Annotated in this window: 14 protein-coding genes and 1 pseudogene; 3 read left to right on the top strand and 12 right to left on the bottom strand. The window is 72.0% G+C overall.

The window, feature by feature from the left end:
* The first annotated feature begins 129 nt into the window (after window positions 1-129).
* Both OG542_RS26140 and OG542_RS26135 read left to right on the top strand, forming a co-directional pair.
* Window positions 130-1,392 (top strand): carboxylate--amine ligase, encoded by a 1,263-nt coding sequence (locus OG542_RS26140; protein WP_328413875.1) that lies wholly within the window; start codon window positions 130-132, stop codon window positions 1,390-1,392.
* Window positions 1,392-2,660 carry an NAD(P)-binding domain-containing protein gene (locus OG542_RS26135; protein WP_328413874.1) on the top strand — a complete coding sequence of 423 codons (1,269 nt, stop codon included), beginning with the start codon at window positions 1,392-1,394 and terminating at the stop codon, window positions 2,658-2,660. The genes OG542_RS26140 and OG542_RS26135 overlap by 1 nt, the downstream gene beginning before the upstream one ends.
* 188 nt (window positions 2,661-2,848) lie before the next feature.
* Here the strand turns inward: OG542_RS26135 and OG542_RS26130 are convergent, their stop codons facing one another.
* The 10 genes and pseudogenes from OG542_RS26130 to OG542_RS26085 form a co-directional block, all read right to left on the bottom strand.
* Window positions 2,849-3,571 carry a chaplin gene (locus OG542_RS26130; protein WP_328413873.1) on the bottom strand — a complete coding sequence of 241 codons (723 nt, stop codon included), beginning with the start codon at window positions 3,569-3,571 and terminating at the stop codon, window positions 2,849-2,851.
* Between the two features lie 158 nt (window positions 3,572-3,729).
* A complete protein-coding gene (locus OG542_RS26125; protein ID WP_328413872.1) occupies window positions 3,730-5,238 on the bottom strand; it encodes a vWA domain-containing protein in 1,509 nt (502 codons plus the stop codon).
* Between the two features lie 148 nt (window positions 5,239-5,386).
* Window positions 5,387-6,253 carry an ABC transporter permease gene (locus OG542_RS26120; RefSeq protein ID WP_311125809.1) on the bottom strand — a complete coding sequence of 289 codons (867 nt, stop codon included), beginning with the start codon at window positions 6,251-6,253 and terminating at the stop codon, window positions 5,387-5,389.
* A complete protein-coding gene (locus OG542_RS26115) occupies window positions 6,250-8,907 on the bottom strand; it encodes an alpha/beta fold hydrolase (protein WP_328413871.1) in 2,658 nt (885 codons plus the stop codon). The genes OG542_RS26120 and OG542_RS26115 overlap by 4 nt, the downstream gene beginning before the upstream one ends.
* A gap of 199 nt (window positions 8,908-9,106) precedes the next feature.
* Window positions 9,107-10,615 (bottom strand): CoA-acylating methylmalonate-semialdehyde dehydrogenase, encoded by a 1,509-nt coding sequence (gene mmsA / locus OG542_RS26110; protein ID WP_328413870.1) that lies wholly within the window; start codon window positions 10,613-10,615, stop codon window positions 9,107-9,109.
* Window positions 10,616-10,629: 14 nt separating this feature from the next.
* The gene (gene iolD, locus OG542_RS26105; protein WP_328413869.1) at window positions 10,630-12,507 is read right to left on the bottom strand and encodes a 3D-(3,5/4)-trihydroxycyclohexane-1,2-dione acylhydrolase (decyclizing); all 1,878 of its coding nucleotides are present in this window, start codon (window positions 12,505-12,507) and stop codon (window positions 10,630-10,632) included.
* Window positions 12,508-12,530: 23 nt separating this feature from the next.
* Window positions 12,531-12,698: pseudogene (locus tag OG542_RS26100) on the bottom strand (5-deoxy-glucuronate isomerase); the annotation flags it as partial.
* Between the two features lie 49 nt (window positions 12,699-12,747).
* A complete protein-coding gene (locus tag OG542_RS26095) occupies window positions 12,748-13,638 on the bottom strand; it encodes a Cgl0159 family (beta/alpha)8-fold protein (protein ID WP_311125813.1) in 891 nt (296 codons plus the stop codon).
* Window positions 13,635-14,585 carry a 5-dehydro-2-deoxygluconokinase gene (iolC, locus tag OG542_RS26090; RefSeq protein WP_328413868.1) on the bottom strand — a complete coding sequence of 317 codons (951 nt, stop codon included), beginning with the start codon at window positions 14,583-14,585 and terminating at the stop codon, window positions 13,635-13,637. The genes OG542_RS26095 and iolC overlap by 4 nt, the downstream gene beginning before the upstream one ends.
* 139 nt (window positions 14,586-14,724) lie before the next feature.
* Window positions 14,725-15,114 (bottom strand): hypothetical protein, encoded by a 390-nt coding sequence (locus OG542_RS26085; RefSeq protein WP_328413867.1) that lies wholly within the window; start codon window positions 15,112-15,114, stop codon window positions 14,725-14,727.
* 3 nt (window positions 15,115-15,117) lie between these two features.
* On the opposite strand from OG542_RS26085, the gene OG542_RS26080 reads away from it, so the two are divergent.
* Window positions 15,118-15,318 carry a helix-turn-helix transcriptional regulator gene (locus OG542_RS26080; RefSeq protein ID WP_184592873.1) on the top strand — a complete coding sequence of 67 codons (201 nt, stop codon included), beginning with the start codon at window positions 15,118-15,120 and terminating at the stop codon, window positions 15,316-15,318.
* A gap of 25 nt (window positions 15,319-15,343) precedes the next feature.
* Here the strand turns inward: OG542_RS26080 and OG542_RS26075 are convergent, their stop codons facing one another.
* Entirely contained in the window at window positions 15,344-16,387 is a 1,044-nt protein-coding gene (locus OG542_RS26075) for a zinc-dependent alcohol dehydrogenase family protein (RefSeq protein ID WP_328413866.1), read from the bottom strand.
* 74 nt (window positions 16,388-16,461) lie between these two features.
* Window positions 16,462-18,672, bottom strand: coding sequence for an MMPL family transporter (locus OG542_RS26070; RefSeq protein ID WP_328413865.1), 2,211 nt, complete (start codon window positions 18,670-18,672; stop codon window positions 16,462-16,464).
* Window positions 18,673-18,683 lie beyond the last annotated feature (11 nt).

The following is an 18,683-nucleotide window of genomic DNA, read 5'->3' as shown; positions in this document are numbered from 1 at the left end:
GTTTTTGTTATTGACGGGCAGTCATATGAAGTCAGCCATAGAAAGGCCAATGACGCCACTGCCGTTGCGGCTTTCGAGTGCCGGGCTCGCCCGTGCGGGTGAGCCGATCGAAAAAGAAAGAGAGAATTCGTGTCGCTGCTCGACACCCGCGTCCCCGCTGTAGTACTGCGGATCGACCGGAACCCTTTTCACCACGGAACGCTGGGGGCCGCGCGTTCACTCGGCAGGGCGGGCGTGGACGTACACGTCGTCGCGGATTCCGCGGGAAGTCCCGTCGGCGCGTCACGATACGTACGCCATATGCATTCCCCGCCGCTTCCGGGAGCCTCCCCGGACGACATCCTCGCCGTGCTGCGCCGCGTGGCCGACCACATCGGGCGGCCCGCCGTCCTGGTGCCGATGGACGACGCGAGCGCGATCGCCGTGAGCCGGATGCGGGACGAACTCGCGCCCTCCTACCTGCTGCCGGCGATGCCGGGCACCCTGGCCGAGCGCGTCGCCGACAAGGCGGAACTGGCCGCCGTGTGCGCGGCCATCGACGTCCCGTACCCGGAGACGCTGGTCCCGGACAGCCCGGCGGAGGTCGCCGACGCCATGCGGCGGCTCGGGCTGCCGGTGGTGGCGAAGTGGAGCCGGCCCTGGCTGCTGCCCGCCGGCAGCGGGCTGCGCAGCACGGTGCTGGTGCGGTCCGTGCAGCAGGCCCGGGAGCTGTTCCTGCGCACCGGCGAAGCGGGCAGCCCGCTGCTGCTCCAGGCGTATCTGGCACCGGGGCCGGACCGGGACTGGTTCTTCCACGGCTACGCCGACCACGCGGGGACCGTGCGCGCGGGCGGTCCCGGCCGCAAGCAGCTGGCCTGGCCGCGAGGGGCGGGGCTGACCGCGGTGGGCTGCTGGACGCCCAACACACAGGTGCGGGCGTCGGCCGAGCGGCTCATCGACGAGCTGGGCTACCGGGGCATCTTCGACCTCGACTTCCGCCGCTGCGGCACGACGGGCCGCTACCACCTGCTCGACTTCAACCCGCGCACCGGCGCCCAGTTCCGGCTCTTCGCGGACAGCGCGGGTCTCGACGTCGTCCGGGCCCTGCACCTGGACATGACGGGCCGTCCGCTGCCGGAGGGGTCCCCGCTAGCCGGGCGGACCTTCGTGGTGGAGAACTACGCGCCGCTGGCCGCCCTGAGCGCGGCGCCGGGCGGACGCGAACTGGCCTGGTACGCCGCGGACGACCGCTCACCCGGGCGGGTCATGTGGGCCCTGTGGTGCCGACATGTGTCCCGCCGGCTGCGTGAACGGCTGGGCACGACGACGCCGGCGGTGGCGGAGCCGGCGCCACGGCTGATCCCCCGGGCAGCCTCGCCCTCCCTGACCGACAACGAGAAAGCGAGCAGTTGATGGTGTACGACCTTCTGGTGGTGGGCGCAGGCCCTTACGGCCTGTCGATCGCGTCCCACGCGGCGGCCGCCGGGCTGAACCTGCGCGTGTTCGGCCGGCCCATGGCGTCCTGGCGGGACAACATGCCCCGCGGCATGTTCCTGAAGTCGGAGCCGTGGGCGTCCAACCTCTCCGACCCGGCCGGGCGGTGGCGGCTGGACGTCTTCTGCGCGGAGCAGGGGCTGACGGCACGGCATGCGAAGCCGATTCCGGTCGAGGCGTTCGCGCAGTACGGCCTGTGGTTCGCGCGCAACGCCGTGCCGGGGGTGGACGAGCGCACGGTGACCCGTGTGGCGGCCGGACCCGGCGGCTTCACGGCGATCGCCGAGGACGGGGAGGAGGTGCACGCGCGGGCGGTGGCCCTGGCAGTCGGTGTGATGCCGTTCGTCGAGGTACCGCAGGCCCTGCGTGGACTGCACCCCGCGCTGGTGACGCACAGCAGCCACCACAGCGACCTCGAGCGTTTCCGCGGCAAGGACGTCACGGTGATCGGCGGCGGCCAGGCGGCCCTGGAGACGGCGGCACTGCTCGCCGAACAGGGCACGCGGGTGCGTGTGCTGGCCCGGGCGGAACAGCTGATGTGGAACGATGTGCCGCCGGCCTGGGAGCGCCCCTGGTGGCAGTCGGCCCGCTCCCCGCACAGCGGCCTCGGCCCCGGCTGGCGGAACTGGTTCTACGCGGAGCGTCCCGGCCTCTTCCGGCGGCTGCCGGAGCCGACCCGGGCACGCATCGCGACCACGGCGCTGGGGCCGGCGGGCGCCTGGTGGGTGCGGGACCGGGTGGAAGGCGTGGTGGAACTGCTGCCGGGCCATGAGGTCGCCGCGGCCTCCGCGGTGCCGGGCGGGGTACGGCTGGACACGGTGAGCCGTACGGGCGCCCCGCGCAGCCTGGAGACCGAACACGTCATCGCCGCCACGGGGTTCCGGGCGCGCTGCGACCGGCTCGGACTGCTCGCCCCCGAGCTGCGCGGCACGCTGGCGGCACTGCCCGACGGCTCCCCGGAGGTCGGGCACAGCTTCGAGTCCTCCCACCCGGGCCTGTTCCTCGCGGGCCTGGTGACGGCCTCGGGCTTCGGCCCGGCCATGCGCTTCGTCCAGGGCGCGGCCTTCACGGCGTCGACGCTCGTCGCGGGAGTACGCCGCCGGCTCGGGGCGATGCCGGCGGGTGGCACCGTCCCCGCACCCGTGGACGGCAACCGGAGCGAGTCGCCCTCGCCGGTCCGCCGCTGACGGTACATCGCACGATGGCCCAGGGGCCGCTGACGGCTACGGAGCCGTCAGCGGCCCTTTTTCCGGTGCCGGGACGCGCGGCCGGGCATGGGGGGTGAGGGGACAGCCGACACCCCCCGGATCGTGATCGACGGGGGGTGCGGGTGGGGTGCGGTGCCGGACGGATCGCGTCCGGCACCCGGGAACGGCTACCGGGACGAGGTGGTGCGCCCGCGGCGGTACATCATCACTCCGCCGACGATCAGGGCGGCGCTGGCGGCCGACGCGGCCGCCAGGGCCTCACTGCCGGTCTCGGCCAGCTGGGGCAGCGGGCCCTCCTCCACTTCCTCTTCCTGGGAGGTGGACGAGGTCTCGGTGTCCGGAGTCGTGGAGTCCGGGGTCTCGTGGTCCGGCCTGGAGGGGACCTCCTTGACCGGAGGCGTCTTCTCCTCGTCCGTCGAGGGGGTGTCGTGGCCGTGGTCGTGGCCGTAGCCGCCACCGCCGGACGACTCGTTCTCGCAGTCGTTGCCGTACGCCGTGTTGAACAGCGCGCCGCCGTCGACGGAGTTGCCGCACACGTTCACGGGCACGTCGACCGGCAGCTGCACGTTGTTCCCGGAGCCCACACCGGGAGAACCCTTCACGACCGCCGACGCGTCCGCGCCCGCGTCGTGGTGCTTCGACTTGTGCGAGGTGTTCTTGCAGGAGTTGCCGATCGCCTTGTTGAGCGCCGCGAGTCCGTTGACCGTGTTGCCGCACAGGTTCACCGGCACGTGGACCGGCGCCTGCACGCTGTTCCCGGAGAGCACACCAGGGGAGTCCTTCGCCACTCCTGACGCATCGGCGTCAGCCAGGGCGGGGCTGCCGTACAGGGACAGAATCCCGGTGGCGGCAGCCGCCGCGAACGCTCCCTTGCTCAGGGTCTGTCGCAATGTAGTTGTCCTCCTGCTTGAAGAATGGGGCAGCGGTGAAAGATCGCAGCGCCGCATGCTCTACTGCCTCATCAACCCGGAACGGGAGGATTGGTTCCGCAGGTTCACCCGGTTGGCCCGCCGTGCGGGCGAAGGGGTCCCCTGAGTCCGAGCGCTTCTCAGTCCCGCCCGCGGGCCGCCTGTTCGATGGCCTCGGCGAGTTCGTCCACGGCCCTGTCCCCGGTGCGGTCGGCCAACGCCCGGGCGCGGTCGGCGAGTTCCCCGAAGCCGGCCGGGGCTCCCGGGATGCGGTCGTCTCCCGAGCGGAGGGCGTCGGCGAAGTAGGCCGCCACCGCGGTGACCTGGAAGCGGCTGGGGGCGGCACGCGGGGAGTCGTGGAGGGCGTCGGTCTCTAGGTCGCCGGACTCCTCGTGGGGGTCGCGGGTGTCCGGGTCGAGCCAGCGGACGGTGGCGGTGGCGAGGTGGCCTTCGGCGCCCGGCTCGGTGCGGACGGCGTACAGGGCGGTGACGGTGTGGCCGGGGCCGACCTCGCCGCCGTCGACACGGTCGTCGCGGAAGTCCTCGTTGGCGACGCGACGGTTGTCGTAGCCGACCAGGCGGAACTCCTCGACGGTCTCAGGGTCGAAGGCGACCTGGGCCTTGGCGTCGCGGGCGGTGAGGTCGATGTGGCGCGGGAGTTGCTCGCAGAAGACCTTGCGGGCCTCGCCGGGGTCGGACACGTAGACGGTGTGGCCGTCGCCCTTGTCAGCCAGGTTCTCCATGAGGGCGTCGCCGTAGTCGCTGCCCACGCCGACGCCGAAGAGGGTGATGCCGTGCTCGCGGCGTTCGCCGGAGATCCGCTCCAGGATGGCATCCGCGTCGGTGTCGCCGGTGTTGGCGAGGGCGTCGGAGACGAGGACGACCCGGTTGGTGGCGCCCTCGCGAAGGCCCTCGACGGCCTGTTCGTAGCCGGTCTCGACGCCCGCTCCGAGGTTGGTGGAGTTCTGGATCTCCAGCTCGGCGATGGCGTCGTGGATCTCGTCGCGGTTGCCGTCGAGGCGGGTCATGGGCAGGACGGTCTCGGCCTCGTCGCTGAAGGTGACGAGCGCGACCGAGTCGTCGTCGCGCAGCCGGTCCGTCATCACGGCGAGGGACTCCTGGGCGAGGTCCAGGCGGCCCGGTTCGGCCATCGAGCCGGAGACGTCGATGACGAAGGTGAGGGCGGCGGGCGGGCGTTCGCCGATGCCTTCCGTGGAGCGGGTGGCGAGGCCGACGCGGACCAGGGACCAGTCCTCGTCGTCGGTGCGGGCGCCGTCGACGGTGACCGAGAAGCCGTCGCCGTCCGGGCGTTCGTAGTCCTGGCGGAAGCTGTTGACGAACTCCTCGGGGCGGACCGTCGAGGGGTCGGGGAACCGGCCGTCGGCGAGGGCGCGGCGGGCGTAGTCGTAGGAGGCGGTGTCGACGTCGAGGGCGAAGGTGGAGAGGTGGCGGGGGTTCTCCCGGCGGTCGTCCTCCTGTTCGTGGGGTTCGTCTCGGTGCGTGGGTGCGGTCAGGCCCGAGCTGTGGCCGTCGCGGTCGGCCGTCTTGCTGTCCTCGCTGGTGCCGGCGCCTCCGCTGCACGCGGTGAGCAGGAGCCCGCTCGCCGCCGTGACGGCGAGCAACAGGTTTCGTATCCGGTACCGCTCCATCGTCCGTGCCCCCTGGGTCCGTTGGTGTCGGCTTCTTGCGACTGTGACGGCGCAGGGGGTGAGAACGTGCGGTACGGGGTGTTGCGGAAGCGTCTCGAAGCGGCCACGGAGACGGGCCGTCGAGACCGGTAGGACACCCTCCGTTGACCTAGGAGACGACGTCCTTGCGGGCGAAACCGCGGAAGGCCAGCGCGAACAGCACGAGCGCGTACGTTACGGAAATCGACGTGCCCTGGATCATGTCCGACCACTCCAGCTGCGGCCGGACCGCGTCGAGCCAGGCGTACTGCCAGTGCGCGGGCAGGAAGTGGCGCCAGTCGCCGAGGGCCGTCACCTCGTCGAGGACGCTGCCGATGATGGTCAGGAACACCGCGCCGCCGACCGCGCCGAGCGGTGCGTCCGTCCGGGTCGACAGGTAGAACGCGAGGGCCGCGGTGACCAGTTGGGACACCATGATGTACGCGACGACGATCAGTATGCGCACGGCGGCGGTGCTGGTGGGCAGGGTGCCGCCGGTGGGCAGCTGGAGCGGGCCCCAGCCGTAGGCGGCCGTGCCGACGATCAGGGCGACGATCGGGAGCAGGACGAGCGCGGCCAGGCTCAGGCTGAGTCCGACGGCGAGCTTGGACCACAGCAGCCGGGCCCGGGGCACGGGCGCGGCGAGCAGGTAGCGCAGGGAGGACCAGCTCGCCTCCGAGGCGACCGTGTCGCCGCAGAACAGGGCGACGGGGATGACGAGCAGGAAGCCGGCGGCGGAGAAGAGGTTGACGGCGGCGAAGTTCGCCCCGGACGCCGTCGCCGTGTCCATGAGGTTCACCCGGTTGTTGTTGCCGCCCGGGTCGCCGCCGACCTGGAAGGCGATCAGCAGGATGATCGGCAGGGCGAACAGGACGCCGCCCATGACCATCGTGCGGCGCCGCTTCAGCTGCCGGACCAGCTCGACGCGGAAGGGCAGGGTGCGGCCCGCGCGGTAGCCGTCGGCGACCTCGACGGGCGGCTCGGCGAGCTTGCTCATGCTTCGGCTCCGATCAGGGTGAGGAAGGCGTCCTCCAGGCGGCGGTGCGGGCCGACCGAGCGCACCGGCACGTCCAGCCGTACGAGCTCGGCGACCAGGCGCTGCGGGGTGCCGTCGGCGTCGAGCTGGACCAGGAGGCCCTCGTCGACGGGCACGGCGGAGGCGACGCCCGGCAGGGCGGCGACCTTCTCCACGACGGGCTCGTCCACCGGCGTGGCCGTGCCCACCAGGAGGGTGTCGCCCGAGCCGACGATGTCCTCGACCGGGCCCGCCTGGACGAGCTGTCCGTGGTCCATCACGACCAGGTGGGTGCAGGTCTGCTCGACCTCCGCGAGGAGGTGGCTGGAGACGATGACCGTGCGCCCCGCGGCGGCGTAGCGGATCATCACCTCGCGCATCTCGCGGATCTGGGGCGGGTCCAGGCCGTTGGTCGGTTCGTCGAGGATGAGCAGGTCCGGCATGCCGAGCATGGCCTGGGCGATGGCGAGGCGCTGGCGCATGCCCTGGGAGTAGGTGCGCACCGCGCGGGCGAGCGCGTCGCCCAGGCCCGCGATCTCCAGGGCCTCCTCCATGTGCGCGTCCTCGGCGGGGCGGCCGGTGGCGCGCCAGTACAGCTCCAGGTTCTCGCGGCCGGACAGGTGCGGCAGGAAACCCGCGCCCTCGACGAAGGCGCCGACCCGGGAGAGGACCGGGGCGCCCGGGCTGATGGCGTGGCCGAAGACACGGATCTCGCCGCCGTCCGGCTTGATCAGGCCCATCAGCATGCGCAGGGTGGTCGTCTTGCCCGCTCCGTTGGGGCCGAGGAGGCCCAGCACCTGGCCCTTCTCCACGCGGAAGGACAGGTCCTTGACGGCGTACCGGTCGGAGGACTTGGCGTAGCGCTTGGTCAGGTCCGTGATCTGGAGCGGGACTTCGGCCATCCCGGGGTCGGGCGGGGCGGGGGCCGCCGTGCGGCGACGGCCCGTGATGATCAGGGCCAGGGCGATCACGGCGCCGGCGATCGGCATCCACCACACCCAGGCGGGCAGCCCGCCCTGGGTGTCACGCTGGCCGAGGGCCGAGGGGACCTTCAGATCGCCCTTGAGGGAGACGGTGTACGTCGCCGGGGAGACCGGGGAGGCGTAGCCGAGGTCCGTCGAGGCGAGGACCAGGCGCAGCCGGTGGCCGTCGTCGATCTCGTGGTCGATCGCCGGGAGGGTGATCGTGACGTCCTTGCCGGCCTTGGCGCCCTCGACCCTCAGGGGCGTGACGAGCTGGGAGGGCAGGACCGGCTGGGAGCCGCCGCCCGGGCCGACGTCGTAGACCTTGGCGAAGAGCACGGCGTCGTCGCTGGTGGACTTCACGTGGACGGTGGCGGTGGGCGAGCCGGTGATCTGGACGTCCTCGGTGAAGGGGGCCGACTCGAACGCGGCGAACTGGCCGGGGAAGTCGAGCGAGATGCCGATGCCGAGGGTGGAGAGCTGGCTGAGGCCGCCGACGCCGCCGAGGCCGGGCAGGGCGGAGACGCCGGGCGGGCTGGCGCCGGGCGGGCTGTCGAAGCTCTGCTCACGGCCGGCCAGGGCGATGGAGCGCCGCTCGGCCTCCAGGCCGGGGTAGCGGTCCGAGGTCACGCCGGTCAGGCGGGGTTCGCCGTCGCCGGAGCCCATGCCGAGGGTGCGGGTGACGCGGAAGGCGGGGCCGGTGTCGGCGGCCTTGTCCTGCTTCAGGTAGCGGTCGAACCAGGTCGTGACCCGGTTTTGGACGCGGCCGCTCTCCATGTCGCCGCCGTCGTGGCCGCCCGCGATCCAGTCGACGTCGACGGGGGCGCCGTTGGCGCGGATGGCCTTCGCGGCCTGGTCGGCCTGGCCGAGCGGGAAGAGGGAGTCCGACTGGCCCTGCATCAGCAGGGTCGGCACGTCGATGTCCTTCCCCACGGCGGACGGTGAGCGCGCCTCGAGCAGCTTGCGCGCCTCGGCGTCCGGCGTGCCCGACTCGGCGACCCGCTCGTACATCCGGCACAGCGCGGGCTCGAACTTCTCGCAGCCACCGCCGGAGTTGACGAAGATGCCGGCCCACAGCTTCTTGAACACGCCGTTCGGGAACAGCGCGTCGGCGAGGTTCCAGTACGTGATCGCCGGGGCGATGGCGTCGACCCGGTCGTCGTGCCCCGCCGTCAGCAGCGCGATGGCGCCGCCGTAGGAGCCGCCCGCCATGCCCACGCGCGGATCTCCGGCCCTGTCGAGCTCGACCTGGGGCTGCTTCGCCAGCCAGTCGATGAGCTTCGAGGCGTCGGCGACCTCGCCCTCGGGGTCGTTCAGCCCGATCTTCCCGGTCGACTTGCCGAAACTGCGCGCCGACCAGGTCAGGACCGCGTAGCCGTCTCTGGCGAGGCCCTCGGCCTGCTGCCGTACGTCCTTCTTGCTGCCGCCGAAGCCGTGGCCGAGCAGCACGGCGGGGCGGCGGCCGTCGCCGCCGGAGGTGAAGTACGACGTGTCGATGCGCACTCCGTTCCCCATGTCCTGGACCCGGTCGGAGCGGTGGACCGGGGGCGTCTCGTCGTTCGCGACGGCCGTCCACGTGCCGGCTCCCACGAGGACGACGACGGCGGCCCCGGCGGCGAGGAGCCTCCGGGGCCTCCGAAGCAGCCCGTGGAGTCCGGGCAGTCGAAGATCCATGCGTCAACGGTACGGGGTCAACCTGTCGAACAGTTGTCGACCGGAGGCTGAAGTGGCACCACTCCCAGAGGCGTACGGGGGGCCTTCGGCATACCGCGGGTGGTGTACGGCCTCCGGCTCGGTGGGGTCTCTTGTGTGCCGGGTGCGGGTGCGTTGTGGCTTGTCGCGCAGTTCCCCGCGCCCCTTTAGGGCGCTCGGCTCAGTGGTTGCGCGGGAAGCCCAGGTCCACGCCCGCCGGGGCGTCGGCCGGGTCCGGCCAGCGGGTGGTGACGACCTTGCCGCGGGTGTAGAAGTGCGTGCCGTCGTTGCCGTAGATGTGGTGGTCGCCGAAGAGCGAGTCCTTCCAGCCGCCGAAGGAGTGGTAGCCGACGGGGACCGGGATCGGGACGTTCACGCCGACCATGCCGGCCTCGACCTCGAGCTGGAAGCGGCGGGCCGCGCCGCCGTCCCGGGTGAAGATCGCGGTGCCGTTGCCGAACGGCGAGGCGTTGATGAGCTCCAGGGCCTCCTCGTAGGTCTCGGTGCGCAGCACGGTCAGCACCGGGCCGAAGATCTCGTCCTGGTAGGCCTTCGCCGACGTGGGCACCTTGTCGAGCAGCGAGATGCCGATCCAGTGGCCGTCCTCGAAGCCGGCCCCTTCATAGGTGTACGCCGAACCGTCCAGGACGACCTCGCAGCCCTCGGCCGCCGCGCCCTCGACGTAGGAGGCGACCTTGTCGCGGTGGACCTTGGTGATCAGCGGGCCCATCTCGGAGGCCGGGTCGTCGCCGGGGCCGATCTTGATCTTCTCGGCGCGCTCGCGGATCTTCTCCACCAGTTCGTCGCCGATCGAACCGACCGCGACGACGGCGGAGATGGCCATGCAGCGCTCGCCGGCGGAGCCGTAGGCGGCCGACACGGCGGCGTCGGCGGCCGCGTCGAGGTCGGCGTCGGGGAGGACCAGCATGTGGTTCTTGGCGCCGCCCAGGGCCTGGACACGCTTGCCGTTCGCGGAGGCCGTGGTGTGGATGTAGCGGGCGATCGGGGTCGAGCCCACGAAGGAGACGGCCTTGACGTCCGGGTGCTCCAGGAGGCGGTCGACGGCCACCTTGTCGCCGTGCACGACGTTGAACACGCCGTCCGGCAGCCCGGCTTCCGCCAGCAGCTCGGCGATCTTGAGGGACGCCGACGGGTCCTTCTCGGACGGCTTCAGCACGAACGTGTTGCCGCACGCGATGGCGATGGGGAACATCCACATCGGCACCATCGCCGGGAAGTTGAACGGCGTGATGCCCGCGACGACCCCGAGCGGCTGGCGGATGGACGAGACGTCCACGCGGCTCGCCACCTGCGTCGACAGCTCGCCCTTGAGCTGGACGCTGATGCCACAGGCCAGGTCGACGATCTCCAGGCCGCGGGCCACCTCGCCGAGCGCGTCACTGTGCACCTTGCCGTGCTCGGCGGTGATCAGCTCGGCGATGGCGTCCCGGTTGGCGTCCAGCAGCGCCCGGAACTTGAAGAGGATCGAGGTTCGCTGGGCCAGCGAGGACTGGCCCCAGGTGGCGTAGGCCTCCTTGGCGGCGGCGACCGCCGCGTCCACCTCGTCCACCGAGGCGAACGCGACCTTCGTCGTCACCGCGCCGGTCGCCGGGTTGGTCACCGGCCCGTGCGTGCCCGAGGCGCCTTCGACGGTCTTGCCGCCGATCCAGTGGTTGACGATCTTCGTCATGGCCGGGAACTCCTTCACAGATGGCGGCGTCGGGTGGAGACGTGCCGTTCGTACAGCTCACGTGCCTTGACCGCGGACGGCCGTGTCGCGGTCTCGGCCACAGGTACATCCCACCAGGCCTGCGCGGGAGGCGCGCCCGACACTGTGTCTGCCGTTTGGGTCTCGACGTAGACACATGTGGGAGTGTCGGCGGCCCGGGCCTGAGCGAGGGCCTCCCTGAGGTCCCGTACGGTCTTCGCGCGCAGCACGCGCATGCCGAGGCTGGCCGCGTTGGCGGCGAGGTCCACCGGCAGTGGCGGCCCCGTGTACGCGCCGTCCTCGGACGGGAAGCGGTAGGCGGTGCCGAACCGCTCGCCGCCCACCGACTCGGACAGACCGCCGATGGACGCGTAGCCGTGGTTCTGGATGATCAGGACCTTGATCGCGATGCCCTCCTGCACGGCTGTGACGATCTCGGTCGGCATCATCAGATACGTGCCGTCGCCGACCAGCGCCCATACGGGCCGGTCGGGAGCGGCCATCCTCACGCCGATCGCGGCCGGGATCTCGTAGCCCATGCAGGAGTAGCCGTATTCCAGGTGGTACTGGTCGTACGAGCGCGTCCGCCACAGTTTGTGCAGGTCGCCGGGGAGGGAACCGGCGGCGTTGATCAGGATGTCCGACTCGTCGGCGAGCTCGTCCAGGGCGCCGAGGACCTGCGGCTGGCTGGGGCGGGTGTCCGGTTCGTCCACCTCGTAGCAGGCGTCGACGCGCTGCTCCCAGCGTTCCTTGTCCTCGGTGTACTCGGTGGCGTAGGAGCCGGCGACCCGGTACGCGTGCAGGCGGAGGGCGTCGGTGAGTTCCGTCAGGCCGCTGCGGGCGTCGGCGATGAGGGGGTGCCCGGCGAGCTTGTGGCCGTCGAAGGAGGCGATGTTGAGGTTGAGGAACCGGACATCCGGGTTCGAGAAGAGCGTGCCGGAGGCGGTGGTGAAGTCGGTGTACCTGGTGCCGACGCCGATCACCAGGTCGGCGGTGCGGGCGAGTTCGTCGGCCGTCGCCGTACCGGTGTGGCCGACGCCGCCGACGTCCTGGGCGTGGTCGTGACGCAGGGAGCCCTTGCCGGCCTGGGTGGAGGCGACCGGGATGCCGGTGGTCTCGGCGAACTCGGCGAGTGCCTCCTCGGCGCGGCTGTGGTGGACGCCGCCGCCCGCGACGACCAGGGGCCGTGCCGCGGCGCGGATGATTCGTACCGCCTCGGCGAGTTCCGTCGGGTCGGCGCCGGGACGCCGTACGGTCCAGACGCGCTCGGCGAAGAACTCCTCGGGCCAGTCGTAGGCCTCGGCCTGCACGTCCTGGGGCAGTGCGAGGGTGACGGCGCCGGTCTCGACGGGGTCGGTGAGGACGCGCATCGCGTTCAGGGCGGAGGGGATCAGGGCCTCCGGCCGGGTGATCCGGTCGAAGTACTTCGACACCGGGCGCAGGCAGTCGTTGACCGACACGTCGCCCGCGTACGGCACTTCGAGCTGCTGCAGGACCGGGTCGGCGGGGCGGGTCGCGAACACGTCGCCGGGCAGGAGCAGCACCGGCACGTGGTTGATCGTCGCGAGGGCGGCGCCGGTGACCAGGTTGGTGGCGCCCGGGCCGATGGAGGTGGTGACCGCGTGGGTGGACAGCCGGTTGGACTGCCGGGCGTAGCCGACCGCGGCGTGCACCATGGCCTGTTCGTTGCGGCCCTGGTGGTACGGCATCGCGTCGGGGTGCTCCAGCAGCGCCTGGCCGATGCCGGCGACGTTGCCGTGGCCGAAGATGCCCCAGGTGGCGCCGATGAGCCGCTGCCGTACGCCGTCGCGTTCGGTGTACTGGGCGGACAGGAAGCGTACGAGCGCCTGAGCGACCGTCAGCCTGGTCGTCATCGGTGTCCCTCCCGCTTGGTGTGGGGGACCTCCGGCGCGGGGCCGTAGCGGGCGGGGAGTTGTCGCTCGCACTTCGCTCCTGCCAAAGCAAAGCGGCCTCCCGCGCCGGAGGCGATCTGGGCCCGGGCGTCACGGGGCTCGTACGCGAAGCCGGCGGCGGCCGACGCGCACACGCTCTCCCCGCCCGGGAGGGGGGAGTTCTCCTTGAGGACGTACGGCTCACTGGTCATGAAGCGGCCCTCACAGCAGTCCTACGGCGGTGTCCACGGCGGCGGCCACATCGCCGTCCGCCGGGTACAGCAACGAACGGCCGACCACCAGCCCGCGCACGGTGGGCAGCTGGAGGGCGCCGCGCCACTTCTCGTACGCCCCGTCCTGTTCCTCAGCGGAGCCGCCCACCTCCCCGCCGAGCAGTACGGCGGGCAGCGTGGAGGCCGCCATGACCTCGGCCATGTCGTCGGGGTTCTCGGTGACCGGGACCTTGAGCCAGGTGTAGGCCGAACTGCCGCCCAGGCCCGAGGCGATGGCGATCGACTTGGTGACGGCCTCGGCGGAGAGGTCGTTGCGCAGCCGGCCCGTCTCGTCGCGGCGGGAGATGAAGGGCTCGACGAAGACGGGCAGCCGGCGGGCGGCCATGGCGTCGACGGCCCGGGCGGTGGATTCCAGGGTGGTGAGGGAGCCCGGGTCGTCGTAGTCGATGCGCAGGAGCAGCTTGCCCGCGTCGAAGCCGAGGCGCTCGATGTCCTCGGGGCGGTGGCCGGTGAAGCGGTCGTCGAGTTCGAAGCTCGCGCCCTGGAGGCCACCGCGGTTCATCGAGCCCAGGACGACCTTGCCGTCGAGTGCGCCGAGCAGCAGCAGGTCGTCGAGGATGTCGGCGGTGGCGAGGACGCCGTCCACGCCCGGGCGGGACAGGGCCAGGCAAAGGCGTTCGAGGAGGTCGGCGCGGTTGGCCATGGCCATGCTGCGGCCGCCGACGCCGAGGGCGCCGCGGGCCGGGTGGTCGGCGGCGACGATCATCAGCCGGCCGTTGTCGTTCAGCAGGGGCCGGCGGGAGCGGCGGGCGGCGGCCTCGGCGATCGCCTCCGGGCGGTGGCTGCGCAGGCGGACGAGTTCGGAGACGTCGACGGTCACTTGACGGCCCCCGCGGTGACGGCCGCCTCGATCTCGCCCGGGGCGGGCATCGCGGAGGAGCACTCCAGGCGGGAGGCGACGATGGCGCCGGCGGCGTTGGCGTGCCGCATGGTCTTCTCCAGGTCCCAGCCGGCCAGGAGGCTGTGGACCAGGGAGCCGCCGAAGGCGTCGCCGGCGCCCAGGCCGTTGAGGACGTTCACGGGCAGCGGCGGGACCTCGGCGCTCGCGCCCTCGCGGTTGACGGCCAGGACGCCCTTGGGTCCCTGCTTGACGACGGCCAGTTCGACGCCCGCGTCGAGGAGGGCGCGGGCGGCGGCGTGGGGTTCGCGCACGCCCGTGGCGACCTCCACCTCGTCGAGGTTGCCGACCGCGACGGTGGTGTGGCGCAGGGCCTCCTCGTAGAAGGGGCGGGCCGCGTCGGGGTCGTTCCAGAACATCGGGCGCCAGTCGAGGTCGAAGACCGTCGTGCCGGACTTGGCGCGGTGGGCGAGGGCCGCGATGGTCGCCGTGCGGCTCGGTTCCTCGCTCAGGCCCGTGCCCGTGACCCAGAAGACCCGGGCGTCGCGGATGGCGTCGAGGTCGAGCTCGTGGGCGTCGATCTCCAGGTCGGGGGCCTTGGGCAGGCGGTAGAAGTACAGCGGGAAGTCGTCCGGCGGGAAGACCTCGCAGAAGGTGACCGGGGTGGGCAGGCCGGGGACCGGGGTGACCCAGCGGTCGTCCACGCCGAAGTCCTTCAGGGCCTCGTGCAGGTAGGTGCCGAAGGGGTCGTCGCCGGTGCGCGTGATCACCGCGGTCCGGCGTCCCAGGCGGGCCGCGGCGACCGCGACGTTCGTCGCCGAGCCGCCGAGGAACTTGCCGAAGGAGGTGACCTGCGGCAGCGGGACGCCCGTCTGGAGCGGATACAGATCCACTCCGATCCGCCCCATGGTGATCAGGTCGTACGCCATCGGATACCCCTCGGTGTCGGCTCTCCCCGGTTTTGTAGCTCCCTTCACGAAGCCCTGTCAATGTTTTGTCCGGACATTCGGACCAGATCACGACAGCGCTTTCCGTATGCCCTGGTCCGGGTCTCACCGTTCCGCAGGGTCAGGCCTCGGTGTCGGTCCGACCCGGTTGCGCGCCGCTCGGCGCCGAGCGGCCGACCTGCACCACCTGCACCACCTGCACCACCTGCACCACCTGCACCACCTGCACCACGGCAGCGTCGCCGTCCGGCTCGAACAGATCGGGGTGCCGCGTCAAGGCGCCCCGCCGACGGTCCGGCGCGCGGCTTTGCCCCGGCTGTGTCACAAACGCCCCCTTCCTGTCACACATGTCGCGCGTGCACAGGTTTTCCGTCACACCCGGCACACAGGCCCTGCCTCGTGTCACCGAGCGTCGTTGACCCGGCACAGGCTTGTTGATCGCCAGCGCAGCGCCCGGCTCCCCCGGACGGCCGTCCACGGCTGCCGCCGTGGTGCGCGCGGGGAGGTGCATGTCATGACCGAACGAAAGCTCTGGTCCTACAAGGAGATCGCGGCACACATCCGGGTGCAGCCGGACACCGTGCGGTCCTACCGCAAGCACGGTCTGCTGCCGCCGCCCGACCATGTCGAGAGCGGCAAGCCCTACTGGTACGCCGACACGGTCCGGGCCTGGGTCGCCTCCAGGCCCGGCAACCGCGCACGAAGAGACGACTGACCTCTCGCGTCGGTCTGCGGGGGCGTCAGCGCCACGGCTCGATGACCGTCGCCCCCGCTCCTGGCGCCGTCCCCATCCCCGCAAGCGCGGCCGGGACCTCGTCCAGTGTGATCGTGGACGTCACCAGCAGGTCGGGGCGCAGCACACCACTGCGGACCAGCTCCAGCATCGGCGGGTAGCCGTGTGCGGCCATGCCGTGGCTGCCGAGGAGTTCAAGCTCCAGGGCGATGGCGCGGGCCATCGGGACGGGGGTCGTGCCGGTCGGAGAGGGCAGCAGGCCGACCTGGACGTGCCGGCCGCGGCGGCGCAGGCCGTTCACGGAGGCGGCGCAGGTGGCGGGTGAGCCGAGGGCGTCGAGGGAGAGGTGGGCGCCGCCGCCGGTCAGGTCGCGGACCGCCACCGCGGTGTCCGGCACCGCTGTCGCGTCCAGGCACTGCGCGGCCCCGAACCTCCGCGCCAGGTCCAGCGCTTGGGCCGATACGTCGACGGCCACGACCCGCGCTCCCGACGCCGCCGCGATCATCACCGCCGAGAGCCCGACCCCGCCGCAGCCGTGCACCGCGACCCACTCCCCCGCCGCGACCCGGCCCTGCCGCACCACCGCCCGGTACGCCGTGGCGAACCGGCAGCCGAGGGAGGCCGCCGTCGCGAAGGACATTTCCCCGGGGAGTGCCACGAGGTTCACGTCGGCGTGGTCCAGCGCCACGTACTGAGCGAAGGAGCCCCAGTGGGTGAAGCCGGGCTGGGTCTGGCGCTCGCACACCTGATGGTCGCCCGCCGCACAGGACGGGCAGGAGCCGCAGGCGCAGACGAACGGCACGGTGACCCGGTCGCCGGGCCGCCATCCGGTCACCCGGGCGCCCACCGCCTCGACGACACCGGCGAGTTCGTGCCCCGGCACATGCGGCAGTGCGATGTCCGGGTCGTGGCCCTGCCAGCCGTGCCAGTCGCTGCGGCACAGGCCGGTGGCCTCGACCCGCACGACGACCCCGTGCTCCGCGGGCTGCGGATCCGCGACCTCCCGCACCTCGGCCGTCTCCCCGTACCGCTCGAACACCACGGCCCGCATGGCCCACCGCCTTCTCGTTCATGTCCGGTTCGCGCATGTCCGGGATCCCGGAGTGCTCCTACCTTCCCGGGCGATCAAGCATGCGACGCTCCGACCTTGTCTCTGGCCTCTTCCGTCTCCTTGGCCGGTCCTGGTTCGCCCTCGCTCAGGCCGAAACGCTCGTGGAAGCGGCGCAGCGGGCCCGGGGCCCACCAGGTGGCGCGGCCCGTGAGGCGCATGACCGCGGGGACCAGGAGGCTGCGGACGATCATCGCGTCCATCAGGACCGCCAGCGCGATCCCCAGGCCGAGCATTTTGGTGTTGGTCACCCGGGAGGTGCCGATCGCGACCATGACCACGGCCAGGATGACCGCCGCCGCGGTGATCAGCCCGCCCGTGCGCTGCAGGCCGTGCCGGACGGCCTGCTCGTGGTCGCCGGTGTGGTCGTACTCCTCCTTGATTCGGGAGAGCAGGAACACCCCGTAGTCCATGGACAGGCCGAAGGCCACACAGAACATCAGGACCGGCAGGGTCGTCTCTATGGAACCGGGACTGGTGAAGCCGAGCAGGCCGGACAGGTGGCCGTCCTGGAAGATCCAGACGACCGCGCCGAACATGGCCGTCAGACTGAGCGCGTTGAGCACGACCGCCTGGATCGGTATCAGCACGCTGCCCGTGAGGAGGAAGACCAGGAGCAGGGTGACGATGGTGATGAAGACCGCCGCGAGCGGCAGGCGCTCCCCTATGGCGTCCTTGGAGTCGACCAGGACGGCCGCCGCGCCGGTCACCTCGGTGTCGAAGGGGGCGCGGACCTCGCGCAGTTCACCGACCAGGCGCTGGGCCGGATCGTCGACCGCCTCGCCCTTCGGCAGCACCGTGAAGTAGGCGGAGTCGCCCTTCACCAGTGGCCCGTCGACCCGCTGCACATCAGGCAGTCCGGCGATCCGCTCCTTGTAGGCGTCGTACTGCGCCTCGGTCGCGCGGCCCTCGGCGAGCACTTCGAGGCCGCCGTCGGGGCTGCCGGGGAAGCCCTCCCGGATGTGCTGCTGCACGACGTGGGACTCGGAGGCCGAGGGCAGCTGACGGTCGTCGGCGGTGCCGAACTTCACGCCCAGGAAGGGCAGTCCGAGCAGGACGAGGGCGGCCGTGGTGCCCAGGGCGAAGAACGGGGCGCGGCGCATGACGAGCGTTGCCGTACGCGCCCAGGTTCTGCCCTCTTCCCCGGCGGGCTTCGGCCGGTGTCCGCGCCGGAGCACGCGGCGCAGGTCCAGGGCGTTGACCCGGTGCCCGAGCAGCGTCAGCGCCGCCGGGAGCAGGATCAGCGCGGCCGCCGCGGCCAGCAGCACCACGGCGATCCCGGCGTAGGCGAAGGACCGCAGGAAGTACTGCGGGAAGACCAGCATCGCGGCCAGGGACACGGCGACCGTGAGGGCGGAGAACAGCACCGTGCGGCCCGCGGTGCGCAGAGTGGTGCCGATCGCTGTCAAGGGCTCGGCGCCCGTGGACAGTTCCTCGCGGTAGCGGCGGACGATGAACAGCGCGTAGTCGACGGCGAGGCCGAGGCCGAGGGCCGTGGTGAGGTTGATCGCGAACACGGACACGTCGGTGAGTTCGGTGAGGCCGCGCAGGATCGCGTTGGTCCCGAGGATGGCGACGATGCCGATGCCGAGCGGCAGCAGGGCCGCGACCGCGCTGCCGAAGACCATCACCAGCAGCACGAGCGTCACCGGCAGGGCGATGAGCTCGGCCCGGGTCAGGTCCTCCTGAATGATCGTCTGCATCTCGTGCCGCACGGCGACCGGGCCGCCGACGGTGACCTCCACCGGGCCGTGCACGCCGCGGTACTGGGGTGCGATGCGCTCCAGGGTCTCGGCGGCGGTCTTCTCGTCGCCCGTGATGCGGGCGGCTATCAGCGCCTCGTGACCGTCCTCGGCGCGCAGGGCCGGGGTGCCGGACTGCCAGTAGGAGCCGATGCCGGTGACGCCCCGCTCGCTCGCCAGCCGCTCGGCGAGACGCTTGGCATGGGCGGCGACGGCCGGGTCGTCAACCGAGGCGTCGCCCGCGTCGACCAGGAGCAGCAAGTTGGGCTGGGAGCCGGGGAACTCGCGCTCCAGGGCCTTGGTCGCACGGGTGGACTCGGCGGCCGGATCCTCCCAGCCGCCGGCGCCGAGCCGGTCGGCGACGCCGCTGCCGGCCAGCACAGCGAGCGCGGTGAGCACCAGTGCCACCAGCAGCGACAGTCTGGGCCTCGCCGTTACGAAGCGGGTCCACCGTCCGACGCGTGGTGGTGTGTTGACTTCGGTCATCGTGCGGTGTC

This window comes from Streptomyces violaceus (assembly GCF_036014075.1).
Lineage (GTDB): Bacteria > Actinomycetota > Actinomycetes > Streptomycetales > Streptomycetaceae > Streptomyces > Streptomyces violaceus.
This window is presented reverse-complemented; position numbering and strand designations above follow the sequence as displayed.